Annotated in this window: 14 protein-coding genes, 4 tRNA genes and 1 pseudogene; 7 read left to right on the top strand and 12 right to left on the bottom strand. The window is 71.3% G+C overall.

The window, feature by feature from the left end; all coding sequences use genetic code 11:
• The 6 genes from IEZ08_RS37400 to IEZ08_RS37375 form a co-directional block, all read right to left on the bottom strand.
• Positions 1–963: hypothetical protein (locus IEZ08_RS37400; protein WP_229803931.1), on the bottom strand; the 963-nt coding region annotated here is incomplete at its 3' end.
• A gap of 120 nt (positions 964–1,083) precedes the next feature.
• Complete coding sequence (locus IEZ08_RS37395) at positions 1,084–2,283, bottom strand: cytochrome P450 (protein ID WP_068924322.1); 1,200 nt, start codon at positions 2,281–2,283, stop codon at positions 1,084–1,086.
• 31 nt (positions 2,284–2,314) lie between these two features.
• Positions 2,315–3,802, bottom strand: a complete 1,488-nt coding sequence (locus tag IEZ08_RS37390) for a pyridoxal phosphate-dependent decarboxylase family protein (protein ID WP_189244065.1) — start codon at positions 3,800–3,802, stop codon at positions 2,315–2,317.
• A gap of 469 nt (positions 3,803–4,271) precedes the next feature.
• Positions 4,272–4,346, bottom strand: a tRNA-Val gene (locus tag IEZ08_RS37385).
• Positions 4,347–4,361: 15 nt separating this feature from the next.
• A tRNA-Cys gene (locus tag IEZ08_RS37380) sits at positions 4,362–4,432 on the bottom strand.
• A 26-nt stretch (positions 4,433–4,458) separates the two neighbouring features.
• A tRNA-Gly gene (locus tag IEZ08_RS37375) sits at positions 4,459–4,530 on the bottom strand.
• Between the two features lie 166 nt (positions 4,531–4,696).
• On the opposite strand from IEZ08_RS37375, the gene hutH reads away from it, so the two are divergent.
• Positions 4,697–6,244 (top strand): histidine ammonia-lyase, encoded by a 1,548-nt coding sequence (gene hutH / locus IEZ08_RS37370; RefSeq protein WP_068924320.1) that lies wholly within the window; start codon positions 4,697–4,699, stop codon positions 6,242–6,244.
• A 46-nt stretch (positions 6,245–6,290) separates the two neighbouring features.
• Here the strand turns inward: hutH and IEZ08_RS40445 are convergent, their stop codons facing one another.
• Positions 6,291–7,607, bottom strand: coding sequence for an NAD(P)-binding domain-containing protein (locus IEZ08_RS40445; protein WP_203863703.1), 1,317 nt, complete (start codon positions 7,605–7,607; stop codon positions 6,291–6,293).
• A gap of 73 nt (positions 7,608–7,680) precedes the next feature.
• Here IEZ08_RS40445 and IEZ08_RS37360 point away from each other — a divergent pair, with 73 nt between their 5' ends.
• From IEZ08_RS37360 to IEZ08_RS37350, 3 genes are read left to right on the top strand one after another with little or no spacing between them, the layout of a single operon-like run.
• On the top strand, positions 7,681–8,589 hold the full coding sequence (locus IEZ08_RS37360; protein ID WP_068924318.1) for a LysR family transcriptional regulator: 909 nt from the start codon (positions 7,681–7,683) through the stop codon (positions 8,587–8,589).
• Between the two features lie 4 nt (positions 8,590–8,593).
• Positions 8,594–9,601 carry a chorismate-binding protein gene (locus IEZ08_RS37355; RefSeq protein ID WP_189244063.1) on the top strand — a complete coding sequence of 336 codons (1,008 nt, stop codon included), beginning with the start codon at positions 8,594–8,596 and terminating at the stop codon, positions 9,599–9,601.
• Positions 9,601–10,431, top strand: a complete 831-nt coding sequence (locus tag IEZ08_RS37350) for an aminotransferase class IV (RefSeq protein WP_068924316.1) — start codon at positions 9,601–9,603, stop codon at positions 10,429–10,431. Before IEZ08_RS37355 ends, IEZ08_RS37350 begins: the two co-directional genes overlap by 1 nt.
• 111 nt (positions 10,432–10,542) lie before the next feature.
• On the opposite strand, the gene IEZ08_RS37345 is transcribed toward IEZ08_RS37350, so the two are convergent.
• Positions 10,543–11,934, bottom strand: a complete 1,392-nt coding sequence (locus tag IEZ08_RS37345) for an LVIVD repeat-containing protein (protein ID WP_068924315.1) — start codon at positions 11,932–11,934, stop codon at positions 10,543–10,545.
• 145 nt (positions 11,935–12,079) lie between these two features.
• Here IEZ08_RS37345 and IEZ08_RS37340 point away from each other — a divergent pair, with 145 nt between their 5' ends.
• On the top strand, positions 12,080–12,613 hold the full coding sequence (locus IEZ08_RS37340; protein WP_229803930.1) for a DUF305 domain-containing protein: 534 nt from the start codon (positions 12,080–12,082) through the stop codon (positions 12,611–12,613).
• Positions 12,614–12,649: 36 nt separating this feature from the next.
• Here IEZ08_RS37340 and IEZ08_RS37335 read toward each other — a convergent pair whose 3' ends face one another.
• On the bottom strand, positions 12,650–13,066 hold the full coding sequence (locus IEZ08_RS37335) for an SsgA family sporulation/cell division regulator (protein WP_068924313.1): 417 nt from the start codon (positions 13,064–13,066) through the stop codon (positions 12,650–12,652).
• Positions 13,067–13,539: 473 nt separating this feature from the next.
• Here IEZ08_RS37335 and IEZ08_RS37330 point away from each other — a divergent pair.
• Positions 13,540–13,611, top strand: a tRNA-Val gene (locus IEZ08_RS37330).
• 90 nt (positions 13,612–13,701) lie between these two features.
• Here IEZ08_RS37330 and IEZ08_RS37325 read toward each other — a convergent pair.
• Both IEZ08_RS37325 and IEZ08_RS40055 read right to left on the bottom strand, forming a co-directional pair.
• Positions 13,702–13,887, bottom strand: coding sequence for a site-specific integrase (locus IEZ08_RS37325; RefSeq protein WP_229803929.1), 186 nt, complete (start codon positions 13,885–13,887; stop codon positions 13,702–13,704).
• A 103-nt stretch (positions 13,888–13,990) separates the two neighbouring features.
• Positions 13,991–14,254, bottom strand: a pseudogene (locus IEZ08_RS40055) (IS256 family transposase); the annotation flags it as partial.
• A gap of 165 nt (positions 14,255–14,419) precedes the next feature.
• On the opposite strand from IEZ08_RS40055, the gene IEZ08_RS37320 reads away from it, so the two are divergent.
• The gene (locus IEZ08_RS37320; protein WP_189244062.1) at positions 14,420–14,806 is read left to right on the top strand and encodes a phosphotransferase; all 387 of its coding nucleotides are present in this window, start codon (positions 14,420–14,422) and stop codon (positions 14,804–14,806) included.
• A 360-nt stretch (positions 14,807–15,166) separates the two neighbouring features.
• Here IEZ08_RS37320 and IEZ08_RS37315 read toward each other — a convergent pair whose 3' ends face one another.
• The gene (locus IEZ08_RS37315) at positions 15,167–15,907 is read right to left on the bottom strand and encodes a hypothetical protein (RefSeq protein WP_189244061.1); all 741 of its coding nucleotides are present in this window, start codon (positions 15,905–15,907) and stop codon (positions 15,167–15,169) included.
• Between the last annotated feature and the right edge of the window lie 269 nt (positions 15,908–16,176).

Below are 16,176 nucleotides of genomic sequence, written 5' to 3'. Positions count from 1 at the left end.
GGCCTGTTCCTGCATGCGTCGCAGCATGGCGGCCATGCGGGCCACGACCAGCATGAACAGGACGGCGGAGGTGACGGCCACGGCCCAGGCGTCGAGCTCCAGCCCGAAGGCGAGCTGCACGATCAGGGTGCCGGGGGCGAGCAGCACGACGGCGGTGAGGGTGAGCAACCGCCGGGGGGTGAGGGAGGGAGCCGCCTCCGGAGTGGCGCGCAGCAGGTCGGGGGCGGAGGGGTGCAGCGCCGCCGCGCCCCAGAGCAGATAGGACCCCAGGAAGGGCAGGTCGCCCAGGGGGAGGTCGAGGATCGGCTCCCCCTCGGTCACGATGAAGATCACATCGGCGGTCAGGAGCATCACCAGCGCGGCGGTGAGCAGGCGGAAGGCCCGCGTCTGCGTGTAGGAGGTGTTCAGCAGCCACATGAGCACGGCCAGCAGCGCCACGTCGGCGACGGGATACCCGAGCGCGACCGTCTGGTCGAAGGCCGACTCGTAGCCGCCGATGCTCGGCTGGATCAGGAGCACCCAGTACGGCAGAGCCAGGCCGACGATGAGGATGGCGCTGTCCAGCAGGGCCTCACGGTCGAAGTGGGAGCGCCGGTTCAGGACGAGCAGGGTGAGGGCGGCCGTGACGAGCGGGTATTCCAGCAGATAGAACAGGTCGGCGAGGGAGGGGAAGGGGTCGGTGCGGGCGATGTGCGTGTAGTGGAGCCACATGAGGTCGCCGCAGACCGCCATGAGCTGGCCGAGACCCATCAGCACCCAGGCCCGGCGGGTCGCCCGGCGGATCGTCCAGCGACCGGCCACCCCGCCGGAGTGCACGGCCGCGGTGAAGGCGGCCACGGCGCTGGACAGGCCGATCAGGGCGTACAGCGCGTCGCGCGGCACGCCGTACGGCAGCAGCAGGAAAACCCCCACGGCGACCCCGCCGCCCAGGAGGTAGACACGCCACAGCCGAGATCTGTCCACGCCGCTCCATCGGCAGAGCCGGCGGGTTCTTGAGGAAACCGGGACGTCGTCCATCTCACTCGGGAGCCGTGCGGGGGAAGGGACATGCGGGAACCGGCGCGCGCCCTTCGCCGGGCGTGGTCAGCCCGGGCTCCCGGCGAAGGGCAGCGACCGGTAGCGGCGGACGAAGTGGCCGGGGGCGAAGGCGCCGCGGCCCGGGTCGACGGTGAAGCGGGGGAAGCGGGCCAGCAGCTCCTCCAGCGCGACACGGGCCTGCAGCCGGGCGGCGGCCGCGCCGAGGCAGTGGTGGGCGCCGTGACCGAAGGTCAGGATGCGGCCGGGCCGCCGGGTGATGTCGAGACTCTCGGCGTCCGGGCCGAACTCGCGGGGATCGCGGTTGGCCGAGGCGTACAGCAGCAGGACCTTGCGGCCCGCCGGGATCACGGCCCCCGCGACGCTCACGTCACGGGTGACGGTCCGGGCCAGCCCCTGGACCGGGCAGGTCAGCCGGAGCAGCTCCTCGACCGCCGCCGGGATGAGCGCCGGTTCGCGCGCCAGCAGCGCGCGTTGCTCCGGGTGGGCGGCCAGCAGCTCGCAGGCGCCGCCGAGCAGGCCGGTGGTGGTGTCGTTGCCGCCGGCCACCATGGTGAACGCGAAGCCGAGAACGCGGAGCAGGCCGTGCGGATCGTCGTCGCCGAAGACGGCGACGAGGTCGGAGATCGTGTCGTCGCCGGGTTCGGCGCGGCGGCGCCGGGCGAGGCCGGTGAAGTAGTCCATCAGCTCGGCCACCGCCTCGGCGGCGGCCAGCGGGTCGCCGTGGGCGTTGGCGGCGACGATCTGCTCAGTCCAGTCGTCGAACCGGGCCCGGTCCGTCTCGGGAACGCCCAGATAGTGCGCGACCACGAAGCCGGGCAGCGGCTTGAACAGCTCGGCGACCACGTCGACCTCGGCCTGCCCGCCGGCCAGGGCGCGGGCGATGCCCTCCACCCGCCCGGTCACGAACCGCCGCACGGCCGGTTCGACGTCGGCGACCCGCCGCGGGGTGAAGCCCCGGCTGACGAGCCGGCGGAACTCGGTGTGCTCGGGCGGGTCGAGCATCACCATCGGCGCCGCCTCGGTCAGGCCGAGACGCTCCCGCTCGCCGTAGGTGAAGGTCAGGCCCTGGGCCGAGGAGAAGGTCGCGGTGTCGCGGGCCGCCTCCCACACGTCGGCGAAGCGCGACAGCACCCAGTAGTCACCCTTCTCGACGTGGTGCGCCGGAGCGTGGTCGCGCAGGTCGGCGTACATGGGGAAGGGGTCGCGCCACGACTGCCCGGACCGCACGGTGAAGGATGGTGACATGTCGTGATACTGGGATTTTCAGGAAGACGCGTCAAGGGACGCCCGCGGCGGCCCGCCGCACGGCCTCGACTGCGACGGCCACGTCGCGCTCGTCTGTCGACCAGTTGCTCACCGATATCCGGAGCACATCCCGGTCCCGCCAGCGGGAGCCCGACATCCACACCGTGCCGTCGGCGATCAGCCGCCCGGTGACCGCGCGCGTGCGCCCGTCGTCGCCGAACGCGGCGCAGACCTGGGTGAAGACCACGTCGTTGAGGACGGTGGCGCCGTCGACGGCCGCGATCCCCTCGGCCAGCGCCCGCGCGTTGGCCGCCAGCCGTTCCACCAGCGCGGCCACACCGGTACGGCCGAGCGAGCGCAGCGCCGCCCACACCGGCACCCCCCGGGCGCGCCGCGACAGTTCCGGCACCTTCTGCATCGGATCCGCCGCCTCGTCGGAGCTGACCAGGTAGCTGGCGTGCACGCCCAGTGCCCGCCGCGACGCCCGGGTCCGGGCCACGATCACGACGCCGCAGTCATAGGGGACGTTGAGGGTCTTGTGCGCGTCGGTGGCCCAGGAGTCGGCGGCCTCGCACCCGTCGACCAGATGCCGCAGACGCGGTGTGGCTCCCGCCCACAGCCCGAAAGCCCCGTCGACGTGCACCCAGGCACCGTACCGGCGCGCCACGGCGATCGCCTCGGGGAACGGATCGAACGCGCCGGAGTGAAGATTGCCCGCCTGCAGGCACACGATGGCGGGACCGTCGCCGCCGGCGAGGGACTCCTCCAGCGCGTCGACCCGGATCCGGCCCTGCTCGTCGGCCGCGACCGGGATCGGCGCGCCCAGGCCCAGGTAGCGCAGGGCGAGGTCCACGGTCTCATGCCGCTCCCGCCCCACCAGCACCCGCACGCGCGGGGCGCCGGACAGGCCCAGCCGGTCCAGGTCCCAGCCCGCGTCCGTCAGCACCTGCTGCCGCGCGGCGGCCAGCGCGGCGAAGTTCGCCATGGTCGCGCCGGTGACGAACCCGACGTCCGCCTCGCCCGGCAGGCCCAGCAGGTCGAGCAGCCAGCGCCCGGCCGCCTCCTCGACGGCCGCCGTGCCGGGGGTGGCGTAGCGCATCGCGGCGTTCTGGTCCCAGGCGCTGGTCAGCCAATCGGCGGCCAGGGCGGCGGGCATGGCGCCGCCGATCACCCAGCCGAAGAAACGCCCCGATCCCATCGCCATCAGTCCCGGCTCGACCTCGGCGGCGAGCAGCTCCACCACCTGCTCGGGCGCGATCGGGTCGGCGGGCAGCTCGCCGCCCAGCCGGGAGGCGAGCCGGTCCGCCGTGACGCGGGGCGGCACCGGGCGGGTGGGGAGTGAGGCGAGCCATTCCCTGGCGTGCTTCACCGCCCGGTCCAGCGCGGCGTCGTAACGGTCGGTGCCGTAAGGGTCGGTGTCGTAATGGTCGGTGTCGTAATGGCCGGTGTCGTAATGGCCGGTGTCGTAATGGCCGGTGTCGTAATGGTCGGTGCTGTAGCGGTCATCGTGCGAAGTCATGTCCCTGCTCCGTCCGGCGGGCCGAGCCGCTCGTCCCCAGGCTCGCCGATCTCGCGAGGCCCGCGAGGTCCCCGAGGTCCCGAGGCCCGTGGAGTCCGTGGAGTCCGTGGAGCCCGTGGAGTCCGTGGAGCCCGTGGAGCCCGTGGAGCCCGTGGAGTCTGCGGGGCCCGCGGAGCTCGGCGGCACGGGCCCGGGCGATGGCCTCGCCGCGGTGTGTGCGACGCCCGGGTCGAGGAAGACGCTCGATACGTGGTTCTGAACGGTCATGAGACTGATACCCAGCCGGGCGGCGATGGCCCCGTCGGTCAGACCGGGACCGACGGGCCCGCGGAGCGGAGACGGAAGAGGACGGCGGCACCCGGATCGGGTCTCTGCGGGGCCGGTCGCCGGATGCGCGCTCGTCGGCCGCTCCCCGTGGTGCGACCCCCGGGAAGCAGCGAACCCCAGGCCGACGGCCTGGGGTTCGTTCTGGTGGACGATACAGGGATTGAACCTGTGACCTCTTCCGTGTCAGGGAAGCGCTCTCCCGCTGAGCTAATCGTCCGCGTGCGAAGACCAGAGGTGGAGACGGGATTTGAACCCGTGTACACGGCTTTGCAGGCCGTTGCCTCGCCTCTCGGCCACTCCACCGAGCGAGACCCGGGGGCCTCAGCCAGAGCGGAAGACGGGATTCGAACCCGCGACCCTCACCTTGGCAAGGTGATGCTCTACCCCTGAGCCACTTCCGCGTGCGTTCCCGGGGAAACCCGGGCTCACGCAGAGAACTCTAGCGAATACCTGGCTGCTCCCCAAACCGGAATTCCGGAGGGGCCGGCCGGAGCGGGAAATGTAAGGGGCTAGCATGGGATGAGCCAGTTACATTCCCTGTGATTCCCCGCGAGAGAGTGACACCCCATGCGCGACAACGAGGTCGTGAACATCGGGCCCGAGCCGCTGACCTTCGACGAGGTCGTCGCCGTGGCCCGGCACGGCGCCGCCGTACGCCTCACCGACGACGCCGTGGCCGCCATGGCGGCGGCCCGCACCCGTGTCGACGAGCTCGCCGAGAGCCCCACCCCGGCCTACGGGGTCTCGACCGGCTTCGGGGCGCTGGCCACCCGGCACATCGCGCCTTCGCTCCGCGCCCAGCTCCAGCGCTCCCTGGTCCGCTCGCACGCGGCCGGGTCCGGCCCCGAGGTGGAGACCGAGGTCACCCGGGCGCTGATGCTGCTGCGCCTGCACACCCTCGCCACCGGCCACACCGGCGTGCGCCCGCAGACGGCCAAGGTGCTCCAGTCCCTGCTCAACGCCGGGATCACCCCGGTCGTGCACGAGTACGGCAGCCTGGGCTGCTCCGGCGACCTCGCCCCGCTCGCCCACGTGGCCCTCACGATCATGGGGGAGGGGGTCGTCCGCGACGCCTCGGGGAACCTGGCCGACGCGGCCGAGGCGCTCAAGCAGGCGGGCATCGAGCCGGTCGAGCTGGCCGCCAAGGAGGGCCTGGCCCTCATCAACGGCACCGACGGCATGCTCGGCATGCTGATCCTCGCCATGGACGACCTGACCCGGCTGTTCACGACCGCCGACATCGGCGCGGCCATGAGCGTGGAGGCGCTGCTCGGCACCGACCGCGTCTTCGCCGCCGACCTGCAGGCCCTGCGCCCGCACCCGGGCCAGGCCGCCAGCGCGGCCAACCTCCGTGCGCTGCTGGCGGGCTCGGGGGTCATGGCCAGCCACCGGGACGGCACCTGCACCCGCGTTCAGGACGCCTACTCGCTGCGCTGTGCCCCGCAGGTCGCCGGCGCCGCCCGCGACACCCTCGCGCACGCCGCCACCGTCGCCGCGCGCGAACTCGCCTCCGCGATCGACAACCCGGTGGTCCTGGCCGACGGCCGGGTGGAGTCCAACGGCAACTTCCACGGCGCCCCGGTCGGCTACGTGCTGGACTTCCTGGCCATCGCCGTCGCCGACCTGGCCAGCATCTCCGAGCGCCGCACCGACCGCATGCTCGACGTGGCCCGCAACCACGGCCTGCCCGCCTTCCTCGCCGACGACCCCGGCGTGGACTCCGGCCACATGATCGCCCAGTACACCCAGGCCGCGATCGTCTCCGAGCTCAAGCGCCTGGCCGCGCCCGCGAGCGTGGACTCCATCCCGAGCTCCGCCATGCAGGAGGACCACGTCTCCATGGGCTGGTCGGCCGCGCGCAAGCTGCGCCGCGCGGTGGAGGGACTGACCCGGGTGCTGGCGGTCGAGATCCTCACCGCGGCCCGCGCCCTCGACCTGCGCGCGCCGCACGCGCCCGCGCCCGCGACCGGAGCCGTGGTGGGTCTCCTGCGCCAGAGCGTGCCCGGCCCGGGCCCGGACCGCTTCCTCGCGCCGGAGATCGAGGCGGTGGCCCGCCTGGTCGCCGACAACTCCGTCGTGGCCGCCGCGGAGTCGGTCACCGGCCCGCTCTCCTGAGGACGGCGGGCGGCGCCCCCGCCCGCCTGAGGACGGGCGGGGGAGGTCACCGGTCTCCGGGGACCACGGCCGTCACCTCCACCTCGATCAGCAGCCCCGGCCGGAACAGGCGTGACACCTCCACGGTCGTGCTGGCCGGGGGCTCCCCGGTGATGAAGCGTCGCCGGACGGCCCCGTACTCCGGCAGGCGCGACATGTCGGTGAGGAACGTCCGGATATGGGTCACGTCGTCGAACGTGCAGCCCTGATCGGCGAGAATGCGGGCCAGGGACTCCATCACGTGCTCGGACTGGGCCGTCATGTCGCCCTCGCCGAGCACGTTCCCGGCGGCGTCCAGCGCCACCTGCCCGGAGACGGACAGCAGGTCCCCGGAGCGTGTGGCGTGGGAGTAGAGCCCGTTGGTCGCTGGGACCGACGCCGGATTGATCTTCTTCACCCCGGTACGGCGGGCCGTCCCGCCGCGCGCACCCCGCGCCTCGCGCGCGACGTGCCCGAACACGGCCGTCAGATCCTCCCCGCCCAGCCCGAGGGAGACCGCCGCGGCCAGGCGCCTCCCGGCCGCCGCGGCGAGTGTCAGCCCCGGCCGCGCGTCGAGCGCCGGGTCCCTCACCGCCACGCCCCTCACCGCCGGGGCATCCACCGCCGGGTCCTTCACCGCCAGATCCTGTACGGCCAGCGCCAGGTCCTTGGCCGCCAGGCCGAGGCCGTACCGCCGCTCGACCGAGTCCCCCTCCGCGACCGGGCGGACCCGCTCGGCGAGCGCCCCGAGCGGGGTGGCGCCCAGGACGTCCAGCAGGGCCCCCGTGTCCACCCCTGCCGCGCGGCCGTACGCGACCGTCTCGGCGAGCAGCACCTGCGCGGGCACCAGCGCGCTCATCACCGCCAGCTTCGTCGCCGCCCCCGCTCCCGGCCCGCCGAGTTCGCGCACCTCGCCGAAGACGCCGAGCACCTCGCGGCAGCGGGCCAGGTCCGCGGGGAGGCCCCCGGCCAGGACCGTCAGCGTGCCCTCCCGCGCCGGGCCCACGCTGCCCAGCACCGGCGCGTCCACCAGTCCCACCCGGGAGGGGAGGAGGCCGCGGAGCGCGGCCACCGCGGCGGGCCCGATGGTGGACATCTCCACCACGAGTGCGCCGTCCCGCAGGCCGGGTCCCGCCGCCGTGAGCACCTCCGTCACGGCCGCGGGATCGCTGAGCATCGTGATGACGAGATCCGCCTCCGCCACGGCCCCGGCCGGTGAGTCCGCCGTGGCGGCCCCCTCGACGGTGCGCGGGGTGCGGTTCCAGGCCGTCACCCTGTGCCCGGCCTCCACGAGTCGCCGGGCCATCGGGGCGCCCATGAGCCCCAGACCGAGAAAAGCAATCACCCGCACGACGTTAGGAACAATCAAGGCATTCCACCAGCGACTATGATTCATGTAAGCCATGCTGAGGAGGAATGTGTTCGACGTCGACGCGCTGCGGCTGCTGGACGCGGTCGCCCGGACCGGCTCGTTCACCGCGGCGGCCGCCGAGCTCGCCTACACCCAGTCCGCCGTCTCCCGCCGGATCGCCTCCCTGGAACGGCAGGCGGGCGGCCCGCTCTTCGAGCGCCTGCCCCGCGGCGTACGGCTGACGCCCGCCGGAGAGCTGCTCCGCCAGCACGCCCTGGTCGTCCTCAACCGCCTGGCCAGGGCCGCCGACGAACTGGCCGGGATCCACGGCGGCTACCGGGGACGGGTCCGCCTGGGCGCCTTCGCCACCGCCAACGTGGCCCTGGTGCCCGCCGCCCTGCGGGCCTTCCGGCGGGAGTTCCCGCAGGTCGAGCTCGTCCCGGGAGAGGGGCCCAGCGGCGGCCTGCTGCGCCGGATGCGCGAGGGCAGCCTGGACGTCGCCGTGGTCAGCGACTATCCGTCCGGGCTGCCGTACGACGACGAGGTCGAGATCGTCGCGCTGGCGGAGGACGAGCTGCTCGTCGCGCTGCCGGGTGACCACCCGCTGGCCGCGGGGGAGTCCGTCGACCTGCGCGAGCTGCGGGAGGAGACCTGGATCGAGGCGCCGCCGCCGGGGCGGCGCACCATGCTCGGTGACGCCTGTGCCCGTGCCGGGTTCACGCCGCGCACCCTCAAGATCAGTGAGTGGACGGGCAAGTTCGGGTTCGTGGCGGCCGGGCTGGGCGTCACCCTGGTCCCCTCCCTCGCGGCGTGGGCGGTGCCGCCGGGTCTCGTGCTCCGGTCCCTGGGCGAGTTCGCGCCGCGCCGTACCGTCTCGGCCGCCCTGCCCCGCACGCCCCTGCCCGCCGCCCGCGCCCTGCTGGAGTTCCTGGCGGGGGCGGTGGCCGGAGTGACGGGCGGGCAGGCGCGACAATAGGGGGGTGCACGACTCCTTCGCCCACGCCGGGGGCCTGCTGGCCACCCGGCTCCTCGACGTCACCACCGACCTGTCCGCGCTGGACGGTCAGGGGTGGTGGGCCGTCGTGGTCGACTACGAGGGGAAGGTCACGTGCGCCCGGTTCGCCGACGTCCGGCCCGCCCCGCTGCCCGCGCCGCGGGCTCCCTGGCGGGGGCCTCACCCGTCGGCCTGGCGCAGCTCGCTCGACCGCGCCGCCTACGAGGACGGCGTGCGCCGCATCCGCGGCCGCATCGAGCGCGGCGACGTCTACCAGGCCAACCTGTGCCGGGTGCTCACCGCGCCGCTGCCCGGGGACCCGGACCCGGTGGCGCTGGCCGTACGGCTGGCGGAGGGCAACCCCGCGCCGCACGCCGCCACGGTGTGCCTGCCCGGCCTCAGCGTGGTCTCGGCCTCGCCGGAGCTCTACCTGTCCCGCGACGGCGACGTGATCGAGTCCAAACCGATCAAGGGGACCGGTGCGACCGCCGCGGACCTGCTGGAGAAGGACTACGCCGAGAACGTGATGATCGTCGATCTGGTCCGCAACGACCTCGGCCGGGTCGCCGCGGTGGGCTCGGTGAGCGTGCCGGCGCTGTGCGAGGTCGAGGAGCACCCCGGCCTGGTGCACCTGGTCTCCACGGTGCGGGCCCGGCTCGCGCCGGAATTCGGATGGCCGGAGCTGTTCTCCGCGACGTTTCCTCCGGGTTCGGTGACCGGTGCGCCGAAATATTCCGCTCTGCGCATCCTCAATGAACTCGAACCCGAGCCCCGGGGGCCCTACTGTGGTGCGGTGGGCTGGGTCGACGCCGATCGGCGGCGGGCGGCGCTGGCCGTGGGCATCCGCACCTTCTGGCTCTCCGCCGGTGAAATCCACTTCGGCACGGGGGCGGGCATCACCTGGGGAAGCGATCCGCGGCGTGAGTGGCACGAGACCGAGTTGAAGGCGTCCCGGCTCATCGCGCTCGCCTCCACCCCCGACAAGGAGATCTGATGGATACACCCGTATGGGTCAACGGGAAACTGATCGACCCGGCCGAGGCCGTCGTCTCGGTCTTCGACCACGGCCTCATGGTCGGCGACGGCGTCTTCGAGACCGTCAAGTGCGTCAACGGCGCCTCGTTCGCCCTGACCCGCCACCTCGACCGCCTGCGGCTCTCCGCCGAGCGCATGGACCTGCCCGAGCCGGACACCGAGGCCATCGCCGAGGGCGTCCGGGCCTGCCTGGCCGAGGCCCCCGCCTGGACGCTGGGCCGCATCCGCATCACCTACACCAGCGGGCCCGGCCCGCTCGGCTCCGACCGCGGCGACCAGGGGACCACCACCGTGATCATCGTCGGGGAGCAGAAGCCGTTCCCCGCCACCGCCGACGTCGTCGTGGTGCCGTGGCCGCGCAACGAACGCGGCGCGCTGGCCGGGGTGAAGAGCACCTCCTACGGCGACAACGCCAGGGCGCTCTTCCACGCCAAGGCCCGGGGAGGCGGAGAGGCGATCTTCGAGAACACGGCGGGGAACCTCTGCGAGGGCACCGGGAGCAACGTCTTCGTCGTCCGCGACGGCCGCCTGGTCACTCCCACCCTCGGCTCCGGCTGCCTGGCGGGCGTCACCCGCGGGCTCGTCCTGGAGTGGTGCGGCGGGGTCGAGGAGGACGTGCCGCTCTCGGCGCTCTACGAGGCCGAGGAGGCATTCCTGACCTCCACGACCCGCGACGTCCAGCCGATCCGCGCGGTCGACGGCACGGTGCTCCCGGCCGCGCCCGGCCCGATCACGGCCAAGGCGATGCGGGTCTTCGCCGAGCGCTCCGGGGCCGATCTCGACCCGTGACGGCGGGCCCGCCCGTGCCCGTGCGGCCTGCGATCGCGGGGGCTCCGGCCCCCGCACGGCTCCCGTACGGCCCGCGTGAGCCGCACGGGAGCGGGCGTCCTGGCGCCGGCGTCAGTAGGCCGACTGGGTCTGGGCGTTGAGCTCCTCCATCTTCACCGTCTTGGCGGGGTCGGTCAGCGGGTCGTCGATCCGCAGGACGTCCAGGCCCTTGGTGATGTCACTGGAGTAGATGTGGCCGTTGTAGTAGTAGGCCGACCACGACCCCGCCAGGCCCTCGACCGGGCCGCGCTCGAAGAAGCCGATCTCCCGGGGGTTGGCCGAGTCGGTGAAGTCCAGGATCGACACCCCGCCCTGGTACCACGCCTGGACCATGATGTCCTTGCCGGGGACCGGGATCAGCGAACCGTTGTGGGCCACGCAGTTCTCGTCCGGCTGCTGCTCCCTGGGGATCTTGAAGTAGCCGCGGAGCGTCAGGGTGCGGTCCTCGGTGAGGTCGTAGACGGCGTTCGCGCCCTTGGTCCTGGGAGTGTTGCGGTCGCAGGTGGCGGCCATGCCGCCGCCCAGCTCGTCACCGAAGACCACCTTGGTGGCGTCGTTGTTGAAGGTGGCCGAGTGCCAGATGGAGAAGTTCTCCTTGTCGCTCACGTGCTGGAGCACCGTGGGGTTCACCCGGTCGGTGATGTCCAGCAGGATGCCGTCGCCGAAGCAGGCGGCCGCGGCCAGGTTCTTCTCCGGGTAGGCCGTGATGTCGTGGCAGCCGCCGATGCCCGGTGCTCCGGCCGCTCCGGGGCCACCGGAGATCTTCGGCGTGGAGACGACCTTGGCGTCCGCGGGCTCGCCGGTGGGAACCTCGATGACGGAGAAGATGTCGTGCGGGCCGGGGCAGGTCGGGTTCCCGGGCTCCGGGCCGGGGGAGGAGACGTACAGGTAGAGCGTCTCCGCCGTCTTGCCCGGCACCAGGGTGTGGGTGTGCGAGCCGCAGGGGGTGCTGACCGCCGAGACGAACTTCGGCTCGGCCTTGTCGGTGATGTCGAAGATCCGGATGCCCTCCCAGCCTCTCTCGTCCGCCTGCTCGTCGTCGTCGCATCCGGGTCCGCCGCGCGGCATGTCGATGGAGAGGAACAGCAGGTTCCCGCTCACCGAGACGTCGTTCTGCTCGCCCGGGCAGAGCACCTGGCTGACGATCCCGGGCTTGGCCGGGTCGGAGATGTCGAACACGGTGAATCCGTCGAAGTTGCCCACGAAGGCGTGGTCGCCCTGGAAGGCCAGGTCGGTGCCCCAGGCCTGGGGACCGTCGAGCGGCGCCTTCGGCGGCACGTTGGCGACATGCGTGACGTTGTCGCTGTGCAGGACCTCGCCGGACGCGAGGCTCTTCCCGGATGCGGCCGGGGCGCTGGAACTCGTCGCGGCCGGAGGCGGCGCGGGGCTCGAAGGTGCCGGATCCGCGCCGCAGCCCGCCGTCACAAGTACCGCCGCCAGCGCGAACGCCACGGTTGATCGCACACTGCCCCCATCGCTTGGATTGTTTTACCTCATTATTGATGTTATGTGGGGTATGTATCGCTTGGGCGGCGCTCTTGTTCTCATTGCGTTGACATTGCCCGTGTCCGGATGCACGGGATCCGAGCCGGAGGAGAGTGCTCCGCTGGTGGCGGAGAGCGGCGCGCCGGTGATCGTCCCCGGTGACCCCGGGGGGCCCGGCCGTACGGCGCGACCGGGTGAGCGGCTCGGCGAGTCGGAGGCCCGGGTGACGGCCGCCGACGTGAGGTTCGCCGAGGGGATGATCCCGCACCACCGGCAGGCGCTGGAGATGGCGGCGCTGGTCCCGCCGAGGTCGTCGTCACAGGAGATACGGACGCTGGCGGAGCGGATCACCGCGGCGCAGCGGCCGGAGATCGCGGCCATGACCTCGTGGCTGAGGTCGGTCGGCCGTACCGCCCCGGGACACGACGACCACACGGTCACGCAGGAGCAGATGAACCGGCTCAGGACCGCTCGCGGCGCCGCCTTCGACAGGCTCTTCCTGACCCTGATGATCGACCATCACGAGGCGGCGGTGGAGATGGCCGGGGTGGAACTGAAGAACGGCACCGACCGGGTCATGCGCGCCACGGCCGCCGACGTCAGCTCCGGGCAGAGCATCGAGATCGCCCGGATGCGGGAGCTGCTCGAACGGATCTGACCCCCGGTCCGGGACACGGGCCGGCGGAGCGCCGGGTCAGGAGCTCCAGAGCATGTTGCTGAGCTCGGCGTCGAGATCCATGAAGTCGGTCTCGCGGCCCGCCGGGACCAGCTCGTAGGTCCGGTGCAGGAACTCGGTGAGGGGAGGCAGCGGCACCTCGAACAGCGCCTGGCCGAAGGGGGAGGTGAGGCTGATGTGCAGGGTCCGCTCGCCGTCGGCGCGCGCCGGCCACACCTGGACGTCGCCGTCACCGACCCGGCGCACGATGCCCACGGTCAGCAGCTCGCGGGCGAAGATCCACTCGACCGGCTCGTCGTTGCCGACGTGGAAGGCCATCCGGATCGCGTAGGGGTCGTCGGCCGTGTAGCTGAGCCCGGCGAGCAAGGGAACGGTGGTTCGGTCGGGGACCACAAGCCGAAGGCCCAGCTCGGCAGAGACGGTGGTGCTGTTCATCGTCAGCCAAACCTTTTCGTCGTCGGTCCCCTCTGCGGGGCTTCCACTGCTGTTCTGATCGGACCTCGTCCGTTCCTATGAGGCGGAACGGAGAGACCCGTAGGAGAGATTCCGCCTCCGGGCCCTTCTGTAACGCACATCACAGCGCGACATTTCGCCACCTACCTGGCTAAACGCCATCAACGGGGTCGTATTTACAAGGGTTTTGCGCATCGTTTCCATCACGGTCGACTCCCGGGCTGCGGGCGTCTCAGGTGATAGAGGTCTAGCCATGGTCGTACGGTACTTCTCCGGATCAGGACGATGCTATGACACCGTAGCGCCCCAATGGCCTCATCGCCGACCCTTTGCCCGCTGTCGCGTCGCGCCACGCCACCACCCCCATGATCACGTCCCCGTCGGCATCACTTCGCGAGCCGGCCCGGATTGCTGTATGGTTTTCCACGTCGGCACCGCGAGGGGCCGGGCAGGGCGGGCGATTAGCTCAGCGGGAGAGCGCTTCGTTCACACCGAAGAGGTCACTGGTTCGATCCCAGTATCGCCCACACGGTAAGACGCAGATCAGAGCCCGAAGGTTGACACCAGCCTCCGGGCTCTTCTGCTGTTGTGGATCATTTGAGTGGCTAACTGCGTGACTACGGCTCCGGGTCGCCTTCGAAGATGCGGTCCATCGCCACGGCCCCACCCTGCAGAACCGGGCGGATCTGCTTGCGGTAGACGATCTCCGTCACCGTCGTGCTGCGGTGGCCGACGAGCCGGGAGATCTCCTCCAACGGAACCCCGTTGTCCGACAGCAGTGACACGAAACTGTGCCGCAGCACTGTGCCGCAGCTCCCGGGGCGTCCACTGCGCCGCATCCACCCCCTCGGCCTCCACGATCGCCTGGCGGAAGTCACGACGGACATCGGCGGCACCCAACGGGGCGCCCGCAGCTGAGGCGGAGCGCACCCGGGGGCGGCGGATCGGCAGGCGGCGTCCGCCCAGCACCATCGATCCGGCCTCATGGCCGTGCCGGACGGCGGTGCGCTCGGGATTGTGCTTGCCGCGCGGGTCGCACAGCGCGGTGACGTCCTCGTCCAGCAGGGCGAACATCACCGCCAGGCCGGACTGCACGGCCAGGGCGAGCAGGCCGTCCTTCATCGGGGCGGCGATGTGTTTCATGGCGATGCTGACGCTGGCCGGCACGGCCACGTCCTCGGTGGCTTTCTGGGCGCGTGGTCTGGTAGGCCTCGCTCACGGTCCCCGTCTCCTTGCTCGGAGTGATTTGGCGATTGCCCGAGACCTACCACCAGGTAGGCTCCGAGGCGGGGACCGCCACTTCAAGTTCTACGAGCTACGGGACGACCTCCGGACATGCCGTCGATCAGCCAATGGCTACGGCACCGCTTGGAGCAGGGGGACGGCCTGCAAGACCTCGCTCCGGGACGCTCGCCAGCCCATTACGACCAGCGACAAGAGGCGCTCGCCGTACTCGATGACCTCAGCGCCGACGACCTTTCCGGCCTCTGCCACGGCGACGCCTCCACCGGGAACCTTCTGCTGACGGCCAACGACCGCATGCTGATGATCGATCCTCGCGGAATGCGCGGCGAGGCCGCCTACGACGTGGCTGTCATCGCACTCATGGCCACCTGGTGGTTGCCGGCGGTGGACACCGTGGCGATCCTGGCCGACACGGTGGGGGTGGGCCAGGAGCGGGTTCAGGCCTGGGTCACCGTTGCCGATGCCGCTCGGGCGTAGCCATCCGGCGGGTCTTCCTGCGCTTTGTGCCTGAGGTTCCTCCTGCGGGTCAACCTCAGAGAGGGTTTCTGCCCGGAGCGTGGGCACCGGGCGCAACCGGCTCGATCTCCTCGGATGCCGCGCCCCGATCCTTGCTTCTATCCGGTACGGCGGGGCGGCCCGCTCTCTGCTCGGGCCGTTTCGGTAGGAAGTCGGCGATGGATGGTCGAGCGGGCACTGGCATAGCTGATGCCTATCGGCGGCTGACCCGTGACTGCGAGCGCCGGTTGCCGACCAGCGGGGTGATGATCCGATAGACGGCAACTGCAAAACTCGCCCGGCGGATCTTACCGATGCGAGATCGACCTTGCTTTCCCGTTTTCATTCGCCGAATCCTTGTCCTCTCAGATGGGAGGCCAATTCCTGAACGGTTCTGTGTTTGAGCCACTCGGCGCCACCGGCATTGAGCTCCTCAAGACCACCGACGAGTGCCGTGGACTCATCGGGGCGCTGTAGGGCGAGTTGCGGGTCTTCCAGGATGAGACCCTGAGGAGGAACCGACATCAATCGGGCGCCAGCGGGTAGACGTGCGCCTGGGTCGACGACAGCTTGCTCATGGGGCGGTCGCTCGCGGGGAAAGGCGAGAATTTTGGTACCGGCGGGCAGTGCCTTCTCGAAGTCCTCGACTGACTTATGAGGCTTCCACTGATCGGCAGGCACCGCCGGATCACTCAGCACCGCGCCCTGGGAAAGCTCAATGAAGACGAGTCCGCGGGGGATGGAGGAGCGCCCCTTGACACCCTTGAGTGGTTCTGTCACGCGCATGCGCAATATGATGCGGTAGTCGAGCACGCCGGTGCCGCTATCAAGAATGGGCCCCTGCTGCCAGCCGCCGATAACACCGGCAGCCACGACGGGTCGGTCCTTGACGAGTTCTTCCGGTGTTTCGTAGGCGGGGAAGTCGTAGTGCGACGTCCGGAGCACAGAAACGTCAAGGGATCCCTTGTGCTGGGCGTATGCATGGCCCTCGGGAGCGTTGGCTTCTGTGCCGGTGGCAGTGCTGCACGCCGATAGAGTCATGATCGCTGCGAGAGCGAGACTGAAGACCGTACGCTTTCTCATGATGCCTCCTTCCTCCGAGCAATCAGGACCAGTGGGGGTTCATATCGGCGATGTGATGAGGATTGTAGGTGTGGATCCACGATCCACACGGGTTTCCGATCCTGGTGACATCCCCGCTCGCCATGCAGCCTTGCGGCTGACCGAACGCGCCGGGCGGCTCGGGAGGGCTCGCTAGCGGCGAATAGTGGTCAAGGCCAGCCGTATGCCCCAGGTGGCGTCCTCGGGGCGGTGTAAAAAGCTCGACGAGGTAGGTGCCGCGGGTGGATCTT

Origin of the sequence: Planobispora rosea (genome assembly GCF_014648175.1) — a bacterium.
In the GTDB taxonomy this organism is placed as follows: domain Bacteria; phylum Actinomycetota; class Actinomycetes; order Streptosporangiales; family Streptosporangiaceae; genus Planobispora; species Planobispora rosea.
The sequence above is the reverse complement of the archived record's forward strand: the minus strand, read 5'-3'. Positions and strand labels throughout refer to the sequence as shown.

What these genes read in the sequence shown, in the direction of transcription:
- IEZ08_RS37395 (WP_068924322.1), bottom strand. Translation starts at nt 2,283, where the DNA reads ATGTCACCATCCTTCACCGTGCGGTCCGGGCAGTCGTGGCGCGACCCC.
- IEZ08_RS37390 (WP_189244065.1), bottom strand. Translation starts at nt 3,802, where the DNA reads ATGACTTCGCACGATGACCGCTACAGCACCGACCATTACGACACCGGC.
- hutH (WP_068924320.1), top strand. Translation starts at nt 4,697, where the DNA reads ATGCGCGACAACGAGGTCGTGAACATCGGGCCCGAGCCGCTGACCTTC.
- IEZ08_RS37350 (WP_068924316.1), top strand. Translation starts at nt 9,601, where the DNA reads ATGGATACACCCGTATGGGTCAACGGGAAACTGATCGACCCGGCCGAG.
- IEZ08_RS37335 (WP_068924313.1), bottom strand. Translation starts at nt 13,066, where the DNA reads ATGAACAGCACCACCGTCTCTGCCGAGCTGGGCCTTCGGCTTGTGGTC.
- IEZ08_RS37320 (WP_189244062.1), top strand. Translation starts at nt 14,420, where the DNA reads ATGCCGTCGATCAGCCAATGGCTACGGCACCGCTTGGAGCAGGGGGAC.
- IEZ08_RS37315 (WP_189244061.1), bottom strand. Translation starts at nt 15,907, where the DNA reads ATGAGAAAGCGTACGGTCTTCAGTCTCGCTCTCGCAGCGATCATGACT.